The organism is Streptomyces sp. NPDC004788, from assembly GCF_053601115.1.
Genome location: NZ_JBSGBF010000044.1, coordinates 39,472 through 60,347, shown reverse-complemented (window position 1 = coordinate 60,347; position 20,876 = coordinate 39,472). Strand labels below are relative to the sequence as shown.

Annotated in this window: 18 protein-coding genes; 16 read left to right on the top strand and 2 right to left on the bottom strand. The window is 74.3% G+C overall.

Annotation, left to right across the window (positions count from 1 at the left end):
• From ACWEJX_RS20515 to ACWEJX_RS20505, 3 genes are all read left to right on the top strand, one after another.
• A partial coding sequence (locus tag ACWEJX_RS20515; protein WP_451608857.1) for a thioesterase II family protein occupies positions 1–522 on the top strand: 522 nt, incomplete at its 5' end.
• Positions 519–1,508, top strand: coding sequence for a metallophosphoesterase family protein (locus ACWEJX_RS20510; protein ID WP_451608856.1), 990 nt, complete (start codon positions 519–521; stop codon positions 1,506–1,508). The genes ACWEJX_RS20515 and ACWEJX_RS20510, both read left to right, overlap by 4 nt.
• Positions 1,505–2,221, top strand: coding sequence for a 4'-phosphopantetheinyl transferase family protein (locus tag ACWEJX_RS20505; RefSeq protein ID WP_451608855.1), 717 nt, complete (start codon positions 1,505–1,507; stop codon positions 2,219–2,221). The genes ACWEJX_RS20510 and ACWEJX_RS20505 overlap by 4 nt, the downstream gene beginning before the upstream one ends.
• Here the strand turns inward: ACWEJX_RS20505 and ACWEJX_RS20500 are convergent.
• Complete coding sequence (locus ACWEJX_RS20500; RefSeq protein WP_451608854.1) at positions 2,158–5,001, bottom strand: helix-turn-helix transcriptional regulator; 2,844 nt, start codon at positions 4,999–5,001, stop codon at positions 2,158–2,160. The two genes, ACWEJX_RS20505 and ACWEJX_RS20500, sit on opposite strands and share 64 nt — an antisense overlap.
• Before the next feature lie 225 nt (positions 5,002–5,226).
• Here ACWEJX_RS20500 and ACWEJX_RS20495 point away from each other — a divergent pair, with 225 nt between their 5' ends.
• Genes ACWEJX_RS20495 through ACWEJX_RS20460 form a run of 8 tightly spaced genes read left to right on the top strand, consistent with a single transcriptional unit; the run spans position 5,227 to position 13,907 of the window.
• Positions 5,227–7,842 (top strand): DUF6531 domain-containing protein, encoded by a 2,616-nt coding sequence (locus ACWEJX_RS20495; RefSeq protein ID WP_451608853.1) that lies wholly within the window; start codon positions 5,227–5,229, stop codon positions 7,840–7,842.
• 44 nt (positions 7,843–7,886) lie between these two features.
• A complete protein-coding gene (locus ACWEJX_RS20490; protein ID WP_451608852.1) occupies positions 7,887–8,291 on the top strand; it encodes an allene oxide cyclase barrel-like domain-containing protein in 405 nt (134 codons plus the stop codon).
• 42 nt (positions 8,292–8,333) lie between these two features.
• Positions 8,334–9,374, top strand: a complete 1,041-nt coding sequence (locus ACWEJX_RS20485) for a 3-oxoacyl-ACP synthase III family protein (protein WP_451608851.1) — start codon at positions 8,334–8,336, stop codon at positions 9,372–9,374.
• 1 nt (position 9,375) lies between these two features.
• Complete coding sequence (locus ACWEJX_RS20480; RefSeq protein WP_451608850.1) at positions 9,376–11,262, top strand: HAD-IIIC family phosphatase; 1,887 nt, start codon at positions 9,376–9,378, stop codon at positions 11,260–11,262.
• The gene (locus ACWEJX_RS20475) at positions 11,259–11,489 is read left to right on the top strand and encodes an acyl carrier protein (protein WP_451608849.1); all 231 of its coding nucleotides are present in this window, start codon (positions 11,259–11,261) and stop codon (positions 11,487–11,489) included. Before ACWEJX_RS20480 ends, ACWEJX_RS20475 begins: the two co-directional genes overlap by 4 nt.
• Positions 11,486–12,253 (top strand): 2-oxo acid dehydrogenase subunit E2, encoded by a 768-nt coding sequence (locus tag ACWEJX_RS20470; RefSeq protein ID WP_451608848.1) that lies wholly within the window; start codon positions 11,486–11,488, stop codon positions 12,251–12,253. Before ACWEJX_RS20475 ends, ACWEJX_RS20470 begins: the two co-directional genes overlap by 4 nt.
• On the top strand, positions 12,250–13,410 hold the full coding sequence (locus ACWEJX_RS20465) for an alpha/beta hydrolase (protein WP_451608847.1): 1,161 nt from the start codon (positions 12,250–12,252) through the stop codon (positions 13,408–13,410). The genes ACWEJX_RS20470 and ACWEJX_RS20465 overlap by 4 nt, the downstream gene beginning before the upstream one ends.
• A 5-nt stretch (positions 13,411–13,415) precedes the next feature.
• Positions 13,416–13,907, top strand: a complete 492-nt coding sequence (locus ACWEJX_RS20460; protein ID WP_451608858.1) for a flavin reductase family protein — start codon at positions 13,416–13,418, stop codon at positions 13,905–13,907.
• On the opposite strand, the gene ACWEJX_RS20455 is transcribed toward ACWEJX_RS20460, so the two are convergent.
• Positions 13,897–14,613 (bottom strand): TetR/AcrR family transcriptional regulator, encoded by a 717-nt coding sequence (locus tag ACWEJX_RS20455; RefSeq protein ID WP_451608846.1) that lies wholly within the window; start codon positions 14,611–14,613, stop codon positions 13,897–13,899. The genes ACWEJX_RS20460 and ACWEJX_RS20455 overlap by 11 nt on opposite strands.
• Positions 14,614–14,692: 79 nt before the next feature.
• Between ACWEJX_RS20455 and ACWEJX_RS20450 the strand changes: the two genes are divergently transcribed.
• The 5 genes from ACWEJX_RS20450 to ACWEJX_RS20430 all read left to right on the top strand — a co-directional run bounded on the left by ACWEJX_RS20450 (position 14,693) and on the right by ACWEJX_RS20430 (position 20,870).
• Positions 14,693–16,162, top strand: coding sequence for a DHA2 family efflux MFS transporter permease subunit (locus tag ACWEJX_RS20450; RefSeq protein ID WP_451608845.1), 1,470 nt, complete (start codon positions 14,693–14,695; stop codon positions 16,160–16,162).
• Between the two features lie 184 nt (positions 16,163–16,346).
• The gene (locus tag ACWEJX_RS20445) at positions 16,347–17,402 is read left to right on the top strand and encodes an LLM class flavin-dependent oxidoreductase (protein ID WP_451608844.1); all 1,056 of its coding nucleotides are present in this window, start codon (positions 16,347–16,349) and stop codon (positions 17,400–17,402) included.
• Positions 17,403–17,497: 95 nt separating this feature from the next.
• Complete coding sequence (locus tag ACWEJX_RS20440; protein ID WP_451608843.1) at positions 17,498–19,099, top strand: ABC transporter substrate-binding protein; 1,602 nt, start codon at positions 17,498–17,500, stop codon at positions 19,097–19,099.
• Entirely contained in the window at positions 19,099–20,049 is a 951-nt protein-coding gene (locus ACWEJX_RS20435; protein ID WP_451608842.1) for an ABC transporter permease, read from the top strand. The genes ACWEJX_RS20440 and ACWEJX_RS20435 overlap by 1 nt, the downstream gene beginning before the upstream one ends.
• Entirely contained in the window at positions 20,046–20,870 is an 825-nt protein-coding gene (locus ACWEJX_RS20430; RefSeq protein ID WP_451608841.1) for an ABC transporter permease, read from the top strand. The genes ACWEJX_RS20435 and ACWEJX_RS20430 overlap by 4 nt, the downstream gene beginning before the upstream one ends.
• Positions 20,871–20,876 lie beyond the last annotated feature (6 nt).

Below are 20,876 nucleotides of genomic sequence, written 5' to 3'. Positions count from 1 at the left end.
TTTTTTTTGTTGTTTTTTTTTTTTTTTTCCGTGTTTGCTTATCCCGCCCCCGGGGGTTCGGGGGGCGCGGGCGGCGGGGGCCCCCCCCGGGCGCCCCCCCCGGCCGCCCTCCTGGTCTCGGGGCGGCCGGCGCCTTCGCGGCACCGGACCGGTGCCGACCGGCTGCGCGACGACCGGGCACTGCTGGCGAAGGTCAGGTCGCTGGGCGGTACCGGAGCCGGACTGCTCGACGACCCCGACCTGCGGGAGCTGGTGCTTCCGGTGCTGCGCTCCGACTACGGGGCGCTGGCCGCGTACCGGCCGACGGTCGCGTCCCCGCTGTCCTGTCCGGTGGTCGGGCTCACCGGGGAGAACGACACCGAGGCGGCGCCCGAGGAGGTCTCGGCCTGGGCGGCGCACACCACCGGTTCGTTCGCCCTCCGGAGCTTCCCGGGCGGGCACTTCTTCCTCACCGACCACCTGGCGGACGTCGCCGACCTGGTGACGGGCCTGGCCGTCACCGCGCGGGCGCTGCGCCCATGAGCGGCAGCCTGCTGGCCCTCAGCGATCTGCACGTGGCCTACGAGGAGAACGGCGCGGCCCTCGACGCGCTGCGGCCCCGTCACGAGGACGACTGGCTGCTGGTGGCCGGAGACGTCGGCGAGATCCTGTCCGAGGTCGAGACGGCGTTGCGGCTGCTGAGCGAGCGGTTCGCCCGGGTGGTCTGGGTCCCCGGCAACCACGAGCTCTGGACGCATCCGCGCGATCCCTCGGACCTGCGCGGCGTGGCCCGCTACGAGCAACTGGTCGCCGTCTGCCGCTCGCTCGGCGTCGTCACGCCGGAGGACCCGTACCCGGTGTGGCGGGGGCCCGACGGTCCGCTGACGGTCGTCCCGCTCTTCCTGCTGTACGACTACTCCTTCCGGCAGCCCGGGGTACAAACCGCGGCCGAGGCCCTGGAGATCGCCACCGAGCACGGTGTGGTCTGCGCCGACGAGGCGCTGATCCATCCGGAGCCGTACGCCGACGCCGCCGCGTGGTGCCGGGCCCGGGTCGCGGCCACCGAGCGTCGGCTCGCCGCACTCGGGCCCGACGTCCGCACCGTGCTCGTGAACCACTTCCCGCTGGTCCGCGAACCGACCCGGATCCTGCGCCATCCGGATTTCGCGCTGTGGTGCGGGACGGAGGCGACGGCCGACTGGCACCTGCGGTTCCGCGCCGCGGCGGTGGTCTACGGCCATCTGCACATCCCTCGGACGACCTGGCACGACGGGGTGCGCTTCGAGGAGGTGTCGATGGGCTACCCGCGCGAGTGGCGCCGCCGCGGCGTCCGGCCGCCCGGTCCCCGGCTGATCATGGCCGGCCGGCCCGGACTCCGGCCGCTCTCCCCCACCCCCGTCCCTGTCTCCATCCCCACCCCCACCCCTGCCCCTGCCCCTGCCCCTGCCCCTGCCCCTGCCCCTGCCCCTGCCCCTGCCCACCGTCCCCCGCACGACGTTCCGCCCCACCTGCCGAGGGAGCACGCGTGATACGTGACCTGGTGCCGTCCTGGACGGCCTGCGCCGAGGTGTACGGCGACCCTCCCGAGGCCCGGCTGCTCCCGGCCGAGGAGGCGGTCGTCGCCCGGGCGGTCCCCTCCCGGCGCCGCGAGTTCGCCTCCGTACGCCTCTGCGCCGCCCGCGCCCTCGCCGAACTGGGCGTGACATACCGGCCGTTGGTGCCCGGCGAGCGCGGGGCGCCGCGCTGGCCGGAGGGCGTGGTGGGCAGCATGACGCACTGCCGGGGCTACCGCGCGGCCGTGGTCGCCCGCTCCGACGAGGCCGCGGCCGTCGGCGTGGACGCGGAGCCGGACGAGCCGCTGCCGCGCGGCATGCTGGAGACCGTCGCCCCGCTGCCGCGCGAGCGGGACCGGGTCCACGAACTCACCGCCCTGCGCCCCCGGCTGTGCTGGGACCGGCTGCTGTTCTCCGCCAAGGAGGCCGTCTACAAGGTCTGGTTCCCGCTCACGGGGCGCTTCCTCGACTTCCCGGAGGCCGAGGTCCGGTTCGACCCCTGGCGCGGAACCTTCCGCGCCGACCTGGCGGTGCCGGGCCCGCGCGTCGGCGGTCGGGAACTGCGGTCGCTCCACGGCCGCTGGGCGGCCGGACGCGGGCTGCTCGTCACCGCCATCGCGCTCCCTCAGCCCGCGAGTGCCATCAGCCGGGCCAGCTCGGCCCGCGAGTTCACCCCCAACTTGCTGTAGATCCGGTTCAGATGGGCGTCCACGGTGCGCGGGCTGACGGTCAGCCGCAGGGCGATCTCCTTGGTCTTGCAGCCCTCGCCGGCGAGCGCCGCGACCTCCTTCTCCCGTAGCGTGAGGTCGGCGAACGCCCCCTCAGGACCGGTGTCCGCGTCCCGCCCGGCGGCGGTCCTGGCCGTCCCTTCGAGTTCGCGCACCAGCTCCCGGGCGCGGGCCCCCGCCGGGCTCTCCGCACCGAGCAGCTCCACGGCCTCCCCGTAGACGCGCGCCGCGTCGGCCGCCTGACGGCGGCTCAGCAGCGCGTGTCCCCGGGCCATCAGCGCGTGTCCGCGCTGCTCGGCGATCCCGACGGCATCGGCCGCGTCCGCGGAGTGGGCCGCCCACTCCTCGATGACCCCGGCCGACATGCCGACCTCCCTGAGGCCGGCCGTGACGGCGGCGGCCGCGAGCAGTTCGTAACCGCGGGCGGCGAGCACGGCGACGGGCTCGGAGACCCGCCACGCCTCCCGGCGCGGGAGCAGCAGCGCGAACGCGGCCTCGCCGTCGCCCGCCGCGAGGCAGGCCTCGGCCTGGAGCAGGGCGTTGAGCGGGGTCCGGGGGGATTCGAGGGGGTTCCCTGCCTGCGGAGGGCTGCGCCGCGCGGACGGGTTGCGCCGGCCGAGCTGCGCCCAGGACGCCGCCGTGATGGCGTCGGAGAGGCCGACGTGGTCGCCGCGGCCGGCGGCCCTCGCCACGTCGCGGCACTCCTGGGCCGCCGCGAGCGCGTCCGCCATGCGGCCCGACTGGTAGTGGACGTAGCCGAGGGTGTCCAGGAGCGGGGCGAGGAGATGGGCGTCTCCCCTGGCCCGGACGGCGGACAGCGCGCGCTCGGCGTGGCCGTGCGCGGGGCCGTACCAGCCCATCAGGGCCTCGGCCCAGCTCAGCAGGAGCAGCAGGGTGCTCTCCTGTTCGTCGGCCGGGCCGTCGTCGAGTTCGTCGAGCGTCTGGGCGGCGGCCTCCAGGGCCCGTTCGGCGGCACAGGTGTCGCCGGCGACGACGGCGCACAGTCCGCGCAGGGTGAGGGCGCCGGCCTCGGTGACCGGGCCGGCTCCCGCCGTGGCCCGGACCAGCCGCTCGACGTCGGTGCGGGCGGGCACCTGCCCGGCCAGCACCTTGGAGACGTGCCGGCGCAGCTGGAGCATGGCCGCGGCCTCCCGCGAGGGGCCGGGTTCGGCGGAGAGCTCCGCGGCGATCAGCCCCTGGGCCTCCTCGTCGCGGCTGAGGGCGGCCAGGACGGCGGACAGGTGGGCGACGATGCCGGCCCGGTGGGCGGCGCCGGTCCGGGCGGCGGGGCCGGCCAGGATCTCGCGCACGAGCCGGACGACCCGGTCGGCGTCGCCGACGGCGGCGAGGTGCTGGACGACGGACTGCCACAGCTCCTCGGTGACGGGTTCGGCAGCCGCGGCTCCCTCCTCGGTCCGGTCGGCGTGGCTTCCCGCGTGCCCGCGGCCGGTGTTCTCCGCGGCGTGCGCGGCGCGGTCGAGCCGGATCGCCACCGTCAGCCAGTGGGCCGCCGCGGCGGGCCGGCCCAGGTGGAGGGCGACGCGGGCCGCGGTGCCGAGGTCCCGGCGGTCGGCGGCGCCGACGCCGGGGCCGGCCCGTTCGATGTGCGGTGCCAGTTCGGTGGCGGGCATGCCCGACGCGCGCATGGAGTGGAGGGCCCGGCCGTGCGCCCACGACCGCCAGCACGCGTCGGTCGCCTCGTACAGGCGTCTGCGCAGCAGCGGATGACGGAAGGTCAGGTACCCGGGCTCACCGGTGGGGCGGACCAGGTCGCGGTGGCGGAGTTCGCCGAGGACCGCGCAGCTGCGGTCGCGGCTCACCTCGGCGACCTCGGCGACCGTGTCGACGGTGAAGGTGTCGCCGAGGACGGCGGCCGCCCGGACGACGGTCAGCGCCACCTCGTCGAGCGGTGCGAGTTCGGCATGCAGGTGCACTGCGAAGCCGTTCAGCGGGGGTGCCGCCACCGGGCTCGTGCCGTCGTCCTGCCGCTCCTCCTCGGCGAGGGCGAGCAGGTACAGCGGGACGCCCCCGGCCTGGTCACGCAGCCGCGGCAGGGCCGGGTCGGCGGGGTCGACGCGCAGCACCGCGGCGCACTGCGCCAGGTCCAGCGCGGGCAGCTCCACGAGATCGACGCGGCCCTGCTCCACGCCCTCGTGCAGGGGGGCGCGGACGGCGGCGGGGATCTGGCGGGGCCGGTGGGCGACGGCGACGGCCAGGCCTGCGGGGACGGGCCAGTGGATCAGGGTGTTGACGAGTTCGGCGGTCGCGTCGTCCGCCCAGTGGTAGTCGTCCAGGACGAGCAGGACCCCGCCGGGGGTGCCCGCCAGGCACGCGCCGATGAGTCGGCGTACGTCGGCGTAGTACTGGCAGCGGCTCCCGGCCGTCTTCTCGCGGCCCGGTCCCCGGGCGAGCAGGCTCAGGAGTTCCTCCGTGGGCGGCGCGTCCGCGCCGGGGGCGGGTTCGTCCTGCCAGGTCGAGAAGGCCTGGACGAAGGGGCCGTGAGGGACGGGTTCCGCTGCCTCGCCGCAGCGGCTGCGCAGGACGCGCAGCCCCCGCCGCTCCGCCCGCCGGGCCAGGGCGGTGAGCAGCCGCGACTTACCGCTCCCCGGGTCCGCGGTGAGCTCGGCGACGGCGGACCGCCCCTCCTGTGCCTCGCCCAGGATCCTTTCCAGACGGTCGAGTTCGGCGGTGCGGACGGTGGCGGGCGGGGGGTTCACGACGGTGGCGATGGTGGTGGTCACGCGGTGCGTCTCCTTCCCGGCGATGGCCAGAATCGAAATCGACCCGAAGACAGCCTACGAGACGCTTGATTCGGTCAACTCGCCTGTAACAGAAGGTTAATGGCGTCCCGAGACGGTTTCCCGCCGCGGCCTTAGGCGAGCTTTAGAGCTCCGCGTGAGCCTGAACTCCCGCCGGGCGGCGACCTGCCGTGCCGGCTCTCCGGACACCGCCTGAGGGAGTCGCCCGTGCTCGCGCCTGGGGAGACCGTCGCCGATCGTGCCGTACACCGGGTGCCGATCGGGGACCGTACGGACCTGCTCGTCGACCTGGTGTCGGGGCGGCCGCGGCTGCGCCGGCTGGATCTGGTGCTCGCCGGGGCAGGCCGCCATCTGCGGCTGGTCCGCGTGTTCCACGGCGATCGCGCCGCCGACGAGGGGTTCGGGCCGGGCTGGTCCCTCTCCGCGGAGGAGGCGACCGTCGAGGCCGGTGCCGATCCGCTGCGCGTCACCGACGCCCTGGGCCGGGTGACCACGCTGCACCGGGACGACGAGGGCCGGTTCACCAAGCTGCTCGACCCCTCGGGCGCGCAGGCCGGCGCGTTCGGCTACGACGCGGCGGGGCGCCTGGTCCGCGACGCGGACGCCACCGGCGCGGTCACGGAGTACAGCTGGGACGACGCCGGGCTGCTGGTCCGGATCACGCCGCCGCACGACGGTCCGCTGGAGCTCGGGTACACCGTGGACGGCAAGCTCGCCACGGTGGGCTGGACCGGGCCCGAGGCGCCGGTGCGCCTCGGCTTCGCGTACGGCGAGGGGCGCACGACCGTGACCGGCCCGGCCGGCCGCCGGACCGTGTACGCCCTCGACGCGCACGGTCGGCCGACCGCGGTGACCGACGCGCTGGGCAACACGGCGCGGCAGGAGTGGGACGACGCGGGCCGCCCCACGCGCACGACGGACGCCGCCGGGGGCACGCTGCTGCGCCGTCACGACGAGCGCGGCAGGGCCGTGTCCCTGCGGCTGCCGACGTCCGGGGAGTTCTCGGCGGCGTACGAGGATCCCGGCCACCCCCATCTCGTGAGCGCGCTGCGGAGCCCGGCCGGGCACGAGCTGCTGCTGGAACGGGACGCGGCGGGCCGGGTGGTGCGCACCCGGGTCGCGGGCCGGGCGGAGGCGCTGGACTCCCGGGCGTACGACCCGGAGCACGGCGGGATCACGGAGTTCACCGACGGGAACGGGGCGACGACCGCCTTCCGGTACGACGAGGCCGGCGTGCTCGTCCGCGTCGTGCCGCCCGAGCCGCTCGGGGCCACGGTGTTCCGTCGCGACGCGCTCTCCCGGATCACGGCCGTGACGTCGGGCGACGGCCGTACCCTCGGGCACCGGCACGACGCGCTGGGCCGGCCGACGGAGGTCACGGACGAGGACTCCGGCGAGACGCTGCTCTCGCTGAGCCACGACGGTCTGGGCCGGCCGGTCGGCAAGTCCGGTCCCGGCTGGTCGTACTCCTTCGGCTGGACCCGCACGGCGGGTGGCCCGAGGCTGACCCGAGCCGTGCGCACCGACGCGGAGGGCACGGAGGAGATCCGGGCCGCGTACGACGCCGAGGGCCTGCCGCTCGCGCTGACCACCCCGGGGGGTGCGACGCGCTACACGTACGACGCCGCCGGCCGCCCGGCCTCCGTCACGACCCCGGCGGGTGACACGGCCGCGCTGACACACGACGCGGCGGGCCGGCTGGTCGCGGTGGACTACGGCCCGGCCGTCCAGGAGATCGCCCGTGACGCCTCGGGCCGCCCCGCCTCCCTGACGGTGCGGCACGCCGACGGGGCGGTGCTGCTGTCGGTGCGGTACGGCTACTGCACGGGCAGCGGGGCGGACACCGGTGTCCTGCGGAACACCGTGGTCGACGGGGAGTTCACCGGCTACGGCTACGACACGCTGGGACGGCTCGTGCGCGCCGGTGACGTGGAGTTCGCCTACGACGACGCCCACCACCTGGTGCGCCTGGGCGAGGTGCGCTTCACGCTCAACCCGGCGGGCCAGGTGACCCGCTTCGGCGAGACGACGTTCGCCTACGACGGGGCGGGCAACTTCACCGAGGAGGAGAACCCGACCGGCTGCTTCACGTACAGCCCCTCGGGTCAGACCCTCACCGGGGTGTTCGGCGGTCAGCGGGTGGTGGACATCGCCTACGACGGGCTGGGCCAGGAGCTCCCGCGCAGGATCACCGAGACCACCGTCGACGGGCGCACGGTCACCCATGTGCTGACGCACAGTCACCTGGGGGTGGTGCGGGTCGTGGACGACGGCACGGCCACCGACTTCGTCCGGACTCCGGGCGGCGCCCTGCTCGCCGTCCTGACCGCGGACGGACGGCGCCACTGGGCCGTGACGGACGACCAGGGCTCGGTGCTCGCGCTCCTCGACGAGGAGGGCCGGCTCGCCGCCCGCTACCGGTACACCCCGCACGGGGCGGTCACCGCGACCGGCCCCGCGGCCGCGTCCAACCCCTTCCGCTACCGCGGCGCGTACCAGCTGCTGCGCAGCGCGCACGTCCTGGACCACCACCTCTACAACGGGTTCTGGGGGCGCTTCACGCAGCCCGATCCGACCGGTCTGCAGTACGCGCCGTACACCTTCGCCGACAACGACCCGCTCAACACCGGCACCTGGACCCGGGGCAGCTTCTGGGCGGTGCTGACCCGGACCGGTGAACCCGCGGCGGAGGTCTTCTTCCCCTCCCCCGACACCCGGCGCGCGGCCTTCGACACCGGCCCGACGACCGCCCTCACCGGGCCCGGTGTCTTTCCCGGCCGACCGCCGCTGATCGCGGGCACCGGGCCGGCCCCGGCCCTGTGACACCCCTGCACCGACCTCGCACACCCATCGAGAGGAACCGCACCATGGCAGACCAGATCGTGATCCGCGTGCCCGAGGAGATCGTCGTCAAGGTGGTCGACGACGTGGAGGTGGCGGACCCGCGGACCGGGCAGACCGGCACCTTCGACGACGAGCTGTTCGACGAGGCGGGCAAGCTCATCGGCACCTCGCACGGCTCGTTCCGGATCGAGTACGTCCGGCCGGGCGACGGCGGCCTGATGACCTACTACACCGAGGACATCACCCTCGACGACGGCACGATCCACGCCGAGGGCTGGGCCGACTTCAACGACGTCCGCACCAGCGAGTGGGTGTACTACCCGGCGACCGGGACGAGCGGCCGCTACGAGGGCCTGACGGGCTTCCGCACCTGGCGGATGACCGGTGTCCGGGCGTCCGCCGAGGCACGGATCCTGCTGTCCGACTGACCCGCGGCGAGCGCCGGGAGAGAGCACGAGGAGAAGCCACTGATGACCGGTCGGGACGTACACATCCTCTCGGCGGCGTCCGCGCTGCCGGGGCCCGCCGTGGACAACGCCGCGCTGGCCCGGCGGTTCGGCATGGACGCGCTGTGGGAGCAGTGGGTCGAGGCCTTCATCGGCACCAGGTCCCGCCATCTGGCGCTGGACCTGGAGTCGGGGCGGATCACGAGTTCGCTGGCGGACCTGGCCGAGCTGGCGGGCCGGCGGGCGCTGGAGTCGGCGGGGCTGAAGGGCTCCGACGTGGACGCGGTGGTGCTCGGCACGGCCACCCCGGACCGGCTGATGCCGGCCACGGTCAACATCGTCGCGGACCGGCTCGGCATCGACCAGGTCCGCTCCTTCCAGCTGCAGTCCGGCTGCTCGGGGGCGGTCCAGGCGCTCGACGTCGCCCGGCAGATCCTGCGCAGCGGCGACGGCCGCCGGGTGCTGGTGCTGGGCGGGGACGTGATCGCCCGGTTCTACGACGTGACGGCGGACCTGAAGAAGGCCGCCCCGGCCGAACTGGTCAACTACGTGCTCTTCGGGGACGCGGCCGGCGCGGCGGTCCTCGGGGTCGACCCCGGTCCCGGCTCGGCGCGGGTGCGGGGCCTGTTCACCCGCCTCGTCGGCCTGGGGCGGGATCCCGGGGCGGTCCTGGAGTGGTACGGCCCGGCCGACCGGGACCGGGATCCGGACCGGCCGGCGGCGAGCGAGGACTACAAGGCCATCGAGGAGCAGGTGCCGGCGCTGGCCGAGGAGGTCCTCGAGGAGCTGCTCGACACCGCGGACTGGCGCCCGGAGGACGTGGACCTGCTGCTGCCGCCCCAGCTGTCCGGCCGCATGACCGGCCTGATCTCCCGGCGGCTCGCGCTGCCGGCCGCCGAGGACGTCTCGGTGGTGACCGAGGCCGGCAACAGCGGCAACGCGATCGTCCTCCTCCAGCTGGAACAGGCGCTGGCCGGGCGGCTCGGGCCGGGGCGGAAGGCGGTCGGCATCTCGATCGAGTCCAGCAAGTGGATCAAGTCCGGGTTCGCTCTGGAGGGGAACTGACATGACGGTGGAGTCGCTGAGCGAGCTGCACCGGGCAGGGCGGCTCGCCGAGCGGTATCCGGACGTGGCGGGTCTCCTTGCCCGGTCGCCGGAGACGGAGCTGATCCGCTCCGGCCGGCTGCTGGCCCGGCTGGATCCCGAGGAGGTGCTCGCCGCCCATCCCGCGGTGCCGGCGCCGCTGGTGGCGGTGACCGGGCACGGCACCCTGTCGGCCCTGGTCCCCTCGCTCACCGTGGAGTTCGCGCGGCACGGGCTGCTGGCGCGGGTGCGGCTCTCCGACTTCGACCGGTGGGTCTTCGACCTCGTCGATCCGGACAGCTCCCTGTACGAGGCCGGGCCCGCGCTCGTCCTCTGTGTGCTCGACCCGTCGGTGGTCGCCGACGAGCTGCCGGCGCCCTGGCGGGTCGGCGACGCGGAGCGGGTGCTCGACGCGAAGCTGGCCCTGGTCGAGCGGGCCGCCGAGGTCTTCGCCGCCTCCTGCCCGGGCGGCACCCTGGTCCTCAACACCCTGCCGCTCCCACGGGAGTTGACCGCGCAGCTGATCGACCGCCGGGCACGGGCCCGGCTGGGCGCGCTGTGGCGCGAGGCGAACGTCCGCCTGCTGCGGCTGGCCGAGGAGCGACCCGGTGTGGTGACGGTGGATCTCGACCCGCTGCTCGCCGAGGGCGTGGCGGCGTGGGACGTACGCCAGAGCGTGTACGCGAAGGCCCACCTGTCGGAGCCCCTGCTCGCCGGATACGCGCGGGAGGTGGGCCAGCTGGCCCGGCAGGCCACGGGCGGCGGAAAGAAGGTCCTGGCGCTCGACCTCGACAACACGGTGTGGGGCGGGGTGCTCGGCGAGGTCGGGCCCGAGGGCATCGAGACCGGGGAGAGCCACCGCGGCGAGGCGTTCCGCCGGTTCCAGCGGGTGGCGGCGCAGCTCGGGTCGCAGGGCGTGCTGCTCGCGGTGGTCAGCAAGAACGACGAGGAGCCGGTGGTCAAGACCTTGCGCGAGCATCCGGGACTGGCGCTGCGCGAGGAGGACCTGGTGGCCGTCCGGGCCAACTGGGCGCCCAAGCACGACAATCTGACGGCGCTGGCCCGTGAGCTCAACGTGGGCGTGGACAGCGTGGTCTTCGTCGACGACAGCTCCTTCGAGTGCGGTCTGGTCCGCCGGGAGCTGCCCGGGGTCGCGGTGGTGCAGGTCGACGAGGAGCCGGCGCTGCACGTGCCCCGTCTCCTTGCCGAGGGCTGGTTCGACGTACGGGAGCTGACCGACGAGGACCGGGCTCGGCCGGCCCGCTACCGGCAGGAGCAGGCCCGGCAGGACTTCCTGGACGGTTTCGACTCGCTGGAGGGCTATCTGCGCGAGCTGGACGTCTCCGTGACGGTGGCTCCGGCGACGCCCGAGCAGTACGCCCGGATCTCCCAGCTGACGCTCCGCACCAATCAGTTCAACCTGACCACCGAGCGGCTTCAGCCCGCCGAGGTGCGCGCGCTGGCGGAGGACCCGGACGCCTCGGTGCTCGCCGTCTCCTCGGCCGACCGGTTCGGGGACAACGGACTCGTCGGCGCGGTGCTGCTGCGGCGCGCGGGCGACGCCGTGCACATCGACAACTTCCTGCTGAGCTGCCGGGTCTTCTCCCGGGGCATCGAGAACACGGTCCTCTCGGCGGTGCTCCGGGAGGCCCGGGAGCGCGGCGCGGGGCAGGTCCTCGCGTCGTACCGGCGGACCGCGAAGAACGGGAAGGTCGCCGACTTCTATCCGCGTGCGGGCTTCGCCGTGGTCGACGCCGACGAGGACGCGACGGCGTTCCGGCACGGCCTCGATCCGTTGCCGGAGCCCGCGGACCACATCCGACTCACGGCGCGGTTCGAGGCCGCGCCCCCGAAGGGAAGTGCCCCGTGAAGACCGTCGAGGACTTCGTCCTGCTGCTGCGGGACGAACTCGCGCTGTCCGTGACCGTCGAGGACCTCGGGCTCGGCTTCGACGCCGTGGACTCCTGGGACTCGGTGCATCTCCTGGCGCTGTGCACGGCGCTGGAGCGGGAGACCGGCCGGCCGCTGTCGCTGGCCGACGCGCTGGAGGCGGAGAGCCTGGCGGCGCTGTACCGGCTGGCGGTGGGGGCGGCGTGACCGAGGAGCAGGAGGGCGTGCCGCTGCCCCGGCAGCGGCGGCACACGCTGTTCTTCCTGGAGGCCGTACGGGACTTCGCACCGGTCTTCCTGGACACCGAGGTGGACATGGGCCGGGTGCTGGCCCACCGGGCCGAGGCGCGGGAGCGCGAGGGCGTGCGGTACTCGATCTCCGCGTACGTGCTGCGCGCGGCCGGCCGGGTCCTCGCGGCGCATCCGGACGCGAACGCGGCGATCGAGGGCGGCCCGCGCCGTCCGCGGATCGCGCGCTATCCGTTCGTCAACGGCAAGCTGGCCCTCGACCGGACGCTGGAGGGGCGCCGGGTGGTGCTCGGGACCGTCGTGCCGGACCTTCAGGACGCCGAACTCGCCACGGTCCAGAAGCACATCGACCGGGTGCGGGACGGCGATCCGGAGGTGCTGGAGGAGTTCGCGTCGATCCGCAGGCTGCACCGGCTGTCCTGGGCGGAGGGCCGGAAGGCGTTCCGGCAGGCCGCCGGGTCGCTGGCGCTGCGGCCGCATCTGACCGGGACGTTCTCGGTGACGTCGCTCGGGCACCGGGCGGTGGACTCGTTCCACTCGGTCGGTGGCACGACCACCACCTTCGGGGTGGGCCGGATCCTGGACCGGCCGGTGGTCCGGGACGCCCGGATCGTGATCGCGCCGGTGCTGCGGCTGAGCCTGGCGTTCGACCACCGGGCGATCGACGGCGCCGAGGCCGCCGACGTGCTGACCGAGGTGAAGGAGGCGCTGGAGAGCGTATGAACGACATCGCCGAGCTGAAGAACTTCGTGGTGGCGCACACCCGTTCACAGGGTCTGCCGCCCGAGACGTACGATCCGCTGCTCGCCCGGATCCGGCACGACGGGGACGGCACGCCGGGCTCCTGGGTGCGCGAGTGGAGCACGGAGGCCGCCCGGCTCGCGGAGGCCGGGAAGCCGCTGGAGGCGTCCGTGCACTACAACATGGCGCGCTTCCCGTTCGTCGACGGCGCCGCCCGGGCGGCGGCGCTGGCCGCGTGCACGGCCTCCTTCGCGCAGTGGGCGGCGGGTTTCCCCGCCGTCGAGCGGCTGGACGTGGAGCTGCCCGGCGGGCGGGTGCGGTGCTGGACGGTGGGTCTCGACGCGAGGAACCGCCGGCCGCTGCTGGTGATGACCGGCGGCATCGTGTCGATCAAGGAGCAGTGGGCGCCGGTGCTGCTCCAGCTCGACCAGCTGGGCTTCGCCGGTGTGGTCACGGAGATGCCGGGGGTCGGTGAGAACACGCTGCCGTACGACGCGGAGGCGCACCGGATGTTCTCGGGGCTCCTGGACGCGGTCGCGGGGCGGGCCGACACCTCGCGGACGTACGCGCTGGCGCTCAGCTTCAGCGGTCATCTGGCCCTGCGGGCGGCGCTCTCGGACGAGCGGATCCGGGGCGTGGTCGGGGCGGGGGCGCCGCTGCACGACTTCTTCACCGACGCCGGCTGGCAGCGGACGGTGCCGCGGGTGACCACCGACACGCTGGCGCACCTGGCCGGGACCACACCCGGCGAGGTGTACGGGCTGCTCGCGGACCGGGCGCTCGGTCCGGAGGAGCTGTCGGAGCTGCGGATCCCGGTGGCGCACGTGACGAGCCTGCGGGACGAGATCATCCCGCCCGGGGACGCCCGGCTGCTGCGCGAGCGGGTGCGCGGGGTACGCCTGCTGGCCCATGACGACGTGCACGGTTCGCCGCGGTTCTTCGCGCAGACACGGCTGTGGACGCTGTTGTCGGTGCTGCGGATGCGGGGCGGGTACCGGGAGCAGCGGATCGCGCTGACGCGGGAGTTCGCCCGGCTGCGCTACGCCCCCGCGGTACGGGACGCGAAGGCCCGGCCCGCGGGGGTACGGGATGCGGGGGTACGGGATGCCGCCGTACGTGACGGGGCGGTGCGGGCGTGAGCGGGATGACGGCCGCGCCGGCCGACGAGCGGTGTCTGCGCAGTGTGCTGGGGCGGTTCGCGACGGGGGTGGTCGCCGTCGCCGCGCGGGACGCGGTGACCGGCGAGCGGGCGGGCCTGGCCGCGAACTCGTTCTGCTCCGTCTCCCTGGATCCGCCCCTGGTCTCGTTCTGCGTCGCGCACACCAGCTCCAGCTGGCCCCGGATCCGTGAGGCCGGGACGCTGGGGATCTCGATCCTGGGGGCGGGGCAGCGTGAGGCGGCGACCCGGCTGGCGGCGCGCGGGGGCGACAAGTTCGCGGGGGTCGCGTGGTCGGCCTCGCCCGGGGGCGCGCCGGTCCTGGACGGGGCGCTGGCCTGGCTGGAGTGCGCGATCGAGGCGGAGCACCGGGCGGGCGACCATGTGATCGTGGTCGCCCGGGTGCTCCGCCTCGACGCGTCGCAGGAGGGTGAGCCGCTGTTGTTCTTCCGTGGCGAGTTCGAGCGGATCAGTCGCTGACGTCCGCGTCGGCGGCGGGGCTCCCGGTGGTCCGGCCGGGGGCCCCGAAGGCGCGCAGGAAGGTGTCGACGCCCGCCGTGACCACCTGGCGGACCTGCTCGGGGTCGAGTGGCCGGGTGCCCAGCGCGCTCAGGCCGGGCAGCTCCTCGTAGACGAGGGCGATGAACTGGTTGGCGGCCCGCTCGGGGTCCTCGATGCGCAGGTGTCCGGCGTTGGCGAGGCGGGCGAGCCGGCCGGCCAGCGCGTCGGTGAACTGGTTGGGCCCGCTGGCGCGGACCTCGTCGAACAGGTCGGGGAAGCGGACGGCCTCCGCGTACAGCAGCCGGCGGACCGACTCGGACTGCTCGTCGCAGTAGCAGTCGACGAGTTTGTGGGCCACGTCCTCCAGGCCGGGCCGCAGCCCCTGCGGGTCGGTCGGAAAGGACTCCAGGACGTCGAGGGTCTTGGCGTTGGAGCGGGCCGCCGTCTCGGTCATCACGTGGCGGAAGAGGTTCTCCTTCGACCCCAGGTGGTTGTAGATCGTGGGCTTCGCGACGCCCGCCTCGGTGGCGATGAGGTCGAGGCTCGCCTGGCTGTAGCCGACGCGTGCGAAGACCCGCAGGGCCGCCTCCACGATGGCCCGTCGCTTGTCCATCCGGCCCCGGTCCGCCGGGGCCGTCTTCGTCTTCGGGGTCTCGTCCGTCTGGGGGGTCTCGCCAACGCTCATGTGCCCATGCTACCGTCACAGCCACAAAAATTAACTACCCAGTTCAAATTGATGGGCACACGAGTACAAAGGAGTTGCCGTGTCTGCAACAAAAGCGGCGGAGGGCGCCCCCGCCCGGCTCGATTCGGGGCTGCTCACGCTGCTCGGCGTGATGGTGCTCGGCGGGATGATGTCGTACCTGGACGCGACGATCGTCAACGTCGGAATCTCCACCCTGAGCGGCGAGTTCACCGTCACGCTGGCCACCATCGAGTGGGTCACCACCGGCTATCTGCTCGCCGTCGCGCTGTCCATCCCGCTGGCCGGCTGGGCGCTGGTCCGCTTCGGCGCCAAGCGCATGTGGCTGCTCGGACTGACGGTCTTCCTGGTCGGCTCGACGCTCGCCGCCTTCGCGTGGAACGCCGAGTCGCTGATCGCCTTCCGCGTCGTGCAGGGTCTCGGCGGCGGCATGATCGACCCGATCATGATGACCGTCGTCGCCGGAGCCGCGGGGCCCGAGCGCATCGGCCGGGTCATGGGCCTGATCTCCGTGCCCATCACCCTCGGTCCGGTCGTCGGCCCGATCGTCGGCGGGCTGATCCTGGACAACCTGTCCTGGGTGTGGCTGTTCCTCGTGAACATCCCGTTCGCGCTCGCCGCCATCATCCTGGCGATCAAGGTCCTGCCGGCCGACCCGCCGCCGAGCGGTGACCCGGTGCCGCTCGACGCCGTGGGCGTGTTCCTGCTCTCCCCCGGCTTCGCCGCCCTCGTCTACGCGCTCTCCCAGGCCGGCGCGCACGGCTTCGGCTCCACCCGGGTGATCGTCGGACTCGTCGTGGGCCTCGGTCTGTTCGCCGCGTACGTCGTCCACGCGCTGCGCACCGACAAGACGCCGCTGCTCGACCTGCGGCTCTTCGCCAGCAAGGGGTTCACCGCCAGCGTCACCACCATGTTCCTGCTCGGCGGCGGTCTGTTCTCGCTGCTCTTCCTGCTCCCGCTCTACTACCAGCAGGTGCACGGGCACTCCGTCCTGGAGTCCGGCCTGCTCCTCGCGCCGCTCGGTCTCGGCACGCTGGTCGGCATGCCGCTGGCCGGCAACCTGGCCGACCGGTTCGGGGCGAAGGTCCTGGTCCCGACCGGCGCCCTGCTGATCGGTGCCGGCGCGCTGGTCTTCACCGGATCCGGTCCGGACAGCTCGCAGGTGCTCCTCACCGCCGCCCAGCTCGCCGCCGGATTCGGCATGGGTCTGGTCGGCGCGCCGACCATGGGATCGGTGTACCGCACGGTGCCCGGCGAGTCCGTCGCCGGGGCGACCGGCGCGGTGTTCATCCTCAACCAGATCGGCGCCTCGCTCGGCATCGCGGTGGTCGCCCTGATCCTCCAGGGCGGCGGCGCGCACGCCACGCCGACGACCGAGAGCTTCGGCGACGCCTTCTGGTGGGTGGTGGCGGCCGCCGTGGTCGTCTTCCTCGCCGGTCTGCTGCTGCCCGGCCGTCCCACCCCCGCTCCCGAGGCCCCGGCCGACACGACGGACGGCGCCTCGCCGCAGCCTGTCGCCGACCCGGCCTAGCCCGAGTCCCCGATCCAGCCCGGGTTCCCGACCCGGCCCAGCCCGAGTCCCCGACCCGGCCCGAGTCCCCGATCCAGCCCGAATCCCCGGCCGGGCGCCGTGTCACCCCCGTCGCGGCGCCCGGCCGGTCCCCCTCCCCCTCACCCGTCCGCACCGTCCGTCCGTACCTCTCCGAGGAGGGTCCATGGCCACCACCGCCACCACCCGAATACCGCTCTCCGTCCTCGACGTCGTCCCGGTCTTCGAAGACGGCTCCGCCACCGCCGCCCTGCGCGACACCGTGGCGCTCGCCCCGCGCGTCGAGGCCCTCGGCTATCACCGCTACTGGGTCGCCGAGCACCACAACACCCCCAGCCTCGCCACCTCCGCGCCGCCGATCCTCATCGGCCGGCTGGCCGCGGCCACCACCACCCTGCGGGTGGGGTCCGGCGGGGTCCTGCTCCCCAACCACGCCCCGCTGGTGGTCGCCGAGCAGTTCGGCACCCTGGAGGCGCTCCACCCCGGCCGGATCGACCTCGGCCTGGGCCGCGCCCCGGGCACCGACCCGCTCACCGCGCGCGCCCTGCGCCGCTCCCCCGACCGCGGCGAGGACGACTTCCCGCGCCAGATCACCGAACTCGACGGCTACTTCGCCCCGGGCGACCCCTCCTCCGGGATCACCGCCGTGCCCGCCGCCGACGGCCGCCCCGACGTGTGGATGCTCGGCTCCAGCCCGGCCAGCGCCGCGGCCGCCGGATCGCTGGGTCTGCCGTACGCGTTCGCCCACCAGATCAATCCGCACGCCACGGCCTTCGCCCTGGAGCGCTACCGCGAGTCGTTCCGGCCCTCCGCCCACCTGGACCGGCCGCGCACCCTCGTCTCGGTCCTGACCACCGTGGCCGACACCGACGAGGAGGCCCGTACGGTCGCCTCGCCCTATCTCCTCGGCAAGATACGGATGCGGACCGTCCGGCGTTTCGACGCCTTCCCGTCCGCGCGGACCGCCGCGGCCCACCGGTACGACGCCGCCGAACGGGCCTTCCTCGACGACCTCGTCGAGCCGCAGCTGGTCGGTGCCCCCGACACGGTCCGGGAAAAGCTCGCCGATCTGCTCGCGCGCACCGGCGCGGACGAGGTGATGGCCCTGACCGTCGTGCACGGGCAGGAGGAGCGGCTGCGCTCCTTCGAGCTGCTTGCCGGGGCGGCCTCCGGCAGCCAGGTCCTGGCCGCGAGCGGCGACGACGGTTCAGTCCGGCTTTAGTCCCGGCCACGACAGTGGCCCAGGCCGCCCCCGCACCCGTCGATCGCTCGGAGTCCGTCATGCACCCACGCCGTCCGGCTCGTACAGCCGCCCTGTTGGCCACCGTCGTCCTCGCCGGCGTCACCGCCTGCTCCGCGGGCGGCGGCGCCGTCCCCGCCGCGGACGCCAAGCCGGTGAACGGAGGGACGCTCGTCTACGCGACGGACGGTGAGCCGGACTGCTGGGACCCGCACACGAGCGCGCAGGACGTGACGGCCTTCGTCCAGCGGCCGGTCTTCGACTCGCTGGTCTACCAGACGCCCGACGGCAAGCTGGAACCCTGGCTGGCGAAGTCCTGGCGGGTCGGCGCGAACGGCACGGCGTACACCTTCACCCTCCGCGACGACGTCACCTTCCACGACGGCAGCAAGCTGGACGCCGCGGCCGTCAAGGCCAACTTCGACCACATCACCGACAAGAAGACGCAGTCGCAGTACGCGGCCGGTCTGCTCGGCCCTTATGCGGGCGCCACGGTGAAGAGCCCGACCGAGATCGAGGTCCGGTTCAGCCGCCCGTACGCCCCCTTCCTCCAGGCCGCCAGCACGACCTACCTGGGCATCGCGTCGCCCGCCTCCCTGAAATCCGGCGCCGACAAGCTCTGCGCCGGCACCGCCTCGGTGGGCAGCGGGCCGTTCCGAGCGGGCGCGTACACGCGAGGACAGCAGCGCGTCTACACCAAGAACACCGCCTACGCCTGGGCGCCCGACGGCGCGGGCCACACCGGTCCGGCCCGGCTCGACTCGTTCACGCTGCGCTTCATCACCGAGGACACCACGCGGATCGGCGCCCTGACGTCCGGTCAGGTCGACGCGGCCGGCGCGGTCCCGCCGCAGCAGGTGCGCACGGTGGAGCGGGACTCCCGGCTCACGCTCACCAGCAAGGCGGTGCCGGGCGCGGTCGACGCCTTCTACCTCAACACCCGCGGGGCGCTCTTCTCCGACATCCGGGTGCGCCGCGCGTTCCAGCTCTCCGTCGACCTCGACGCGGTGGTCCGCTCGGTCTTCCAGGGCACCGCCACCCGGGCCTGGAGCGTCCTCTCCCCCACCACACCGGACAGCTACGACGCCTCCCTGGAGAAGAGCCGGCCGTACGACCCGGCGAAGGCCGCCGGACTCCTCGACGAGGCGGGCTGGACGGGGCGGGACGGCGAGGGCTACCGCACGAAGGACGGCAGGGTGCTCACCGTCGTCGCCCCCGTCTACGGCAAGCCGAGCCTGTTCTCGCAGGCCGTCCAGGGCGAGCTGAAGAAGGCCGGGATCAAGCTGGATCTGGCCGCCTCCACCGACGCCGCCGAGGTCTCCGGCCGGCTGGACTCCGGCCGGTACGACGTGGTCGAGACGTCCTGGGCCCGGGCCGACGGCGACATCCTCAGCCACTTCTTCCTGTCGACGGAGACCTCCGCGAGCGGCGGCCACAACTTCGCCCGGGTCGCCGACCCGCAGGTCGACCGCTGGCTCAAGGAGGCCCAGGCCGCGCCCGACGGCGCCCGGCGCGCGGCGCTCTACGCCAAGGTGCAGGGCTGGACGCTCGACCGGGCCGTGGCGGTGCCCGCGTTCGTCGAGCAGTCCACGGTGGCCGTGAACAAGCGGGTGCACGGGCTGCGGCAGTCGGCCTCGGCCTGGCCCGAGTTCTACGGCGCCTGGGTCGGGACCCGCTGATGCCGGCGGCCCTGCGCCACGTCGCCGCCCGGCTGGGCGCGGCCCTCCTCGTCGTGTGGGGAGCCGCGACCCTCGCCTTCCTGGTGCTCCGGCTCGTGCCCGGCGACCCGGTCGACGCGGTGGTCGGCTCCCACGCGCTCGTGGACGCGGACACCCGCGAGGAGCTCCGGCACCACTACGGATTCGACCAGCCGCTCGCGGTCCAGTACGTGAGTTACCTCGGCCGGCTGGCGCGGGGCGACCTGGGCGAGTCGTACCAGCTCCAGCAGCCGGTCGCCCGGGTCCTCGCCGACCAGCTCGGGCCGACGCTCGAACTGGCCTTGTACGCCACGCTGGTGGCGGTGGTCCTCGCGGTCGCGGTGACCGTGCTGACCACGGGACGGGCCCGCTGGCCCCGCCGGGTGTCGGAGCTCGTCGAGCTGGTCGTGGTCTCCACCCCGTCGTTCTGGCTGGGGATCATGCTGCTGACGGTGTTCTCCTTCCGGCTCGGCTGGTTCCCGGTCTCCGACAGCGGTGACGGACGCTCCCTGGTCCTGCCGGTGCTCACGCTGGCGCTGCCGATCGCGGCCGTGCTGACCCAGGTGATGCGCGAGGGGCTCCTCGACGCGCTGGAGCAGCCGTTCGCGCTCACCGCCCGGGCCCGCGGGCTGCGCGAGCCGGCCGTACGGTCCCGGCACGCACTGCGTCATGCCGCGCTGCCCGCGCTGACGCTGGCGGGCTGGTTCACCGGCACCCTGCTCGGCGGCGCGGTGGTCGTGGAGAACGTGTTCGCCCGCTCGGGGATCGGCCGGGTCGCGCTCCAGGCGGTCGGCGGCCGGGACCTTCCGGTGGTGCAGGGGGTCGTGGCGCTGTCGGCGGTCGCCTTCGTGGCGATCGGCGCACTGGTGGAGGTGGCGTACGTGCTGGTGGATCCCCGGCTGCGCAAGGGCACGGGCGTGGTGGCCTCATGAACGCCCGGCTCCGGGCCGTCCGGCCCTCGGTGTGGGTGGCGGGTCTGGTGCTCGTCCTCGTCCTGCTGGCGGCGCTCGCGCCCGGGCTGTTCACGGGCGCCGGCGCCATGGACACCGATCCGCTGAACGCGCTGCGGCCACCGGACGGCGCCCACTGGTTCGGCACCGACCAGCTGGGCCGGGACGTGTTCGCCCGCGTGGTCCACGGCACCCGCTACTCGCTGGCGATCGGCGCGGCGGCGACCGGCGCGGGCGTCGTGGTGGCCGTCGTGTGGGGGCTGGCCGCGGCGCTGTCCGGACGGTTCGGGGACGCCCTGCTGATGCGCGCGGCCGACGCGCTGCTCGCCCTTCCCGGCCTGCTGCTCGCGCTGCTCGTGGTCCTCGTGGCCGGCAAGGGAGTGGTGGGCACGACGATCGCGGTCGCCGTCGGCACGGCACCCGGCTTCGCCCGGGTGGTACGCGCGCAGGCCCTGGTCGTGCGCCGCTCCGGGTACGTGGAGTCGGCGGTCGCCCTCGGCGTGCCGCGCCCGCTGGTCGTGCTCCGGCACGTGCTGCCGAACACCCTGGGCCCGCTGCTCGTCCTGGCGACGGTGACGCTCGGCGCGGCCATCTCCACCGGCGCGGCGCTGAGCTATCTGGGGCTCGGGGCGCAGCCGCCGACCCCGGAGTGGGGCGCGATGCTCACCGAGGGCCAGGGCTTCCTCGACCAGGCGTGGTGGATCGCCCTCTTCCCCGGTCTGCTGCTGCTGACCACGGTCCTCGCGGTCACGGCGGTGGGCCGCCACGCGCGGCACGGGGCCGAACGAAGGGCCTTCTCGTGAAAGGAC

Coding starts and splice junctions, on each gene's coding strand:
- ACWEJX_RS20510 (WP_451608856.1), top strand. CDS start 519: ATGAGCGGCAGCCTGCTGGCCCTCAGCGATCTGCACGTGGCCTACGAG.
- ACWEJX_RS20490 (WP_451608852.1), top strand. CDS start 7,887: ATGGCAGACCAGATCGTGATCCGCGTGCCCGAGGAGATCGTCGTCAAG.
- ACWEJX_RS20485 (WP_451608851.1), top strand. CDS start 8,334: ATGACCGGTCGGGACGTACACATCCTCTCGGCGGCGTCCGCGCTGCCG.
- ACWEJX_RS20480 (WP_451608850.1), top strand. CDS start 9,376: ATGACGGTGGAGTCGCTGAGCGAGCTGCACCGGGCAGGGCGGCTCGCC.
- ACWEJX_RS20465 (WP_451608847.1), top strand. CDS start 12,250: ATGAACGACATCGCCGAGCTGAAGAACTTCGTGGTGGCGCACACCCGT.
- ACWEJX_RS20460 (WP_451608858.1), top strand. CDS start 13,416: ATGACGGCCGCGCCGGCCGACGAGCGGTGTCTGCGCAGTGTGCTGGGG.
- ACWEJX_RS20455 (WP_451608846.1), bottom strand. CDS start 14,613: ATGAGCGTTGGCGAGACCCCCCAGACGGACGAGACCCCGAAGACGAAG.
- ACWEJX_RS20445 (WP_451608844.1), top strand. CDS start 16,347: ATGGCCACCACCGCCACCACCCGAATACCGCTCTCCGTCCTCGACGTC.
- ACWEJX_RS20435 (WP_451608842.1), top strand. CDS start 19,099: ATGCCGGCGGCCCTGCGCCACGTCGCCGCCCGGCTGGGCGCGGCCCTC.
- ACWEJX_RS20430 (WP_451608841.1), top strand. CDS start 20,046: ATGAACGCCCGGCTCCGGGCCGTCCGGCCCTCGGTGTGGGTGGCGGGT.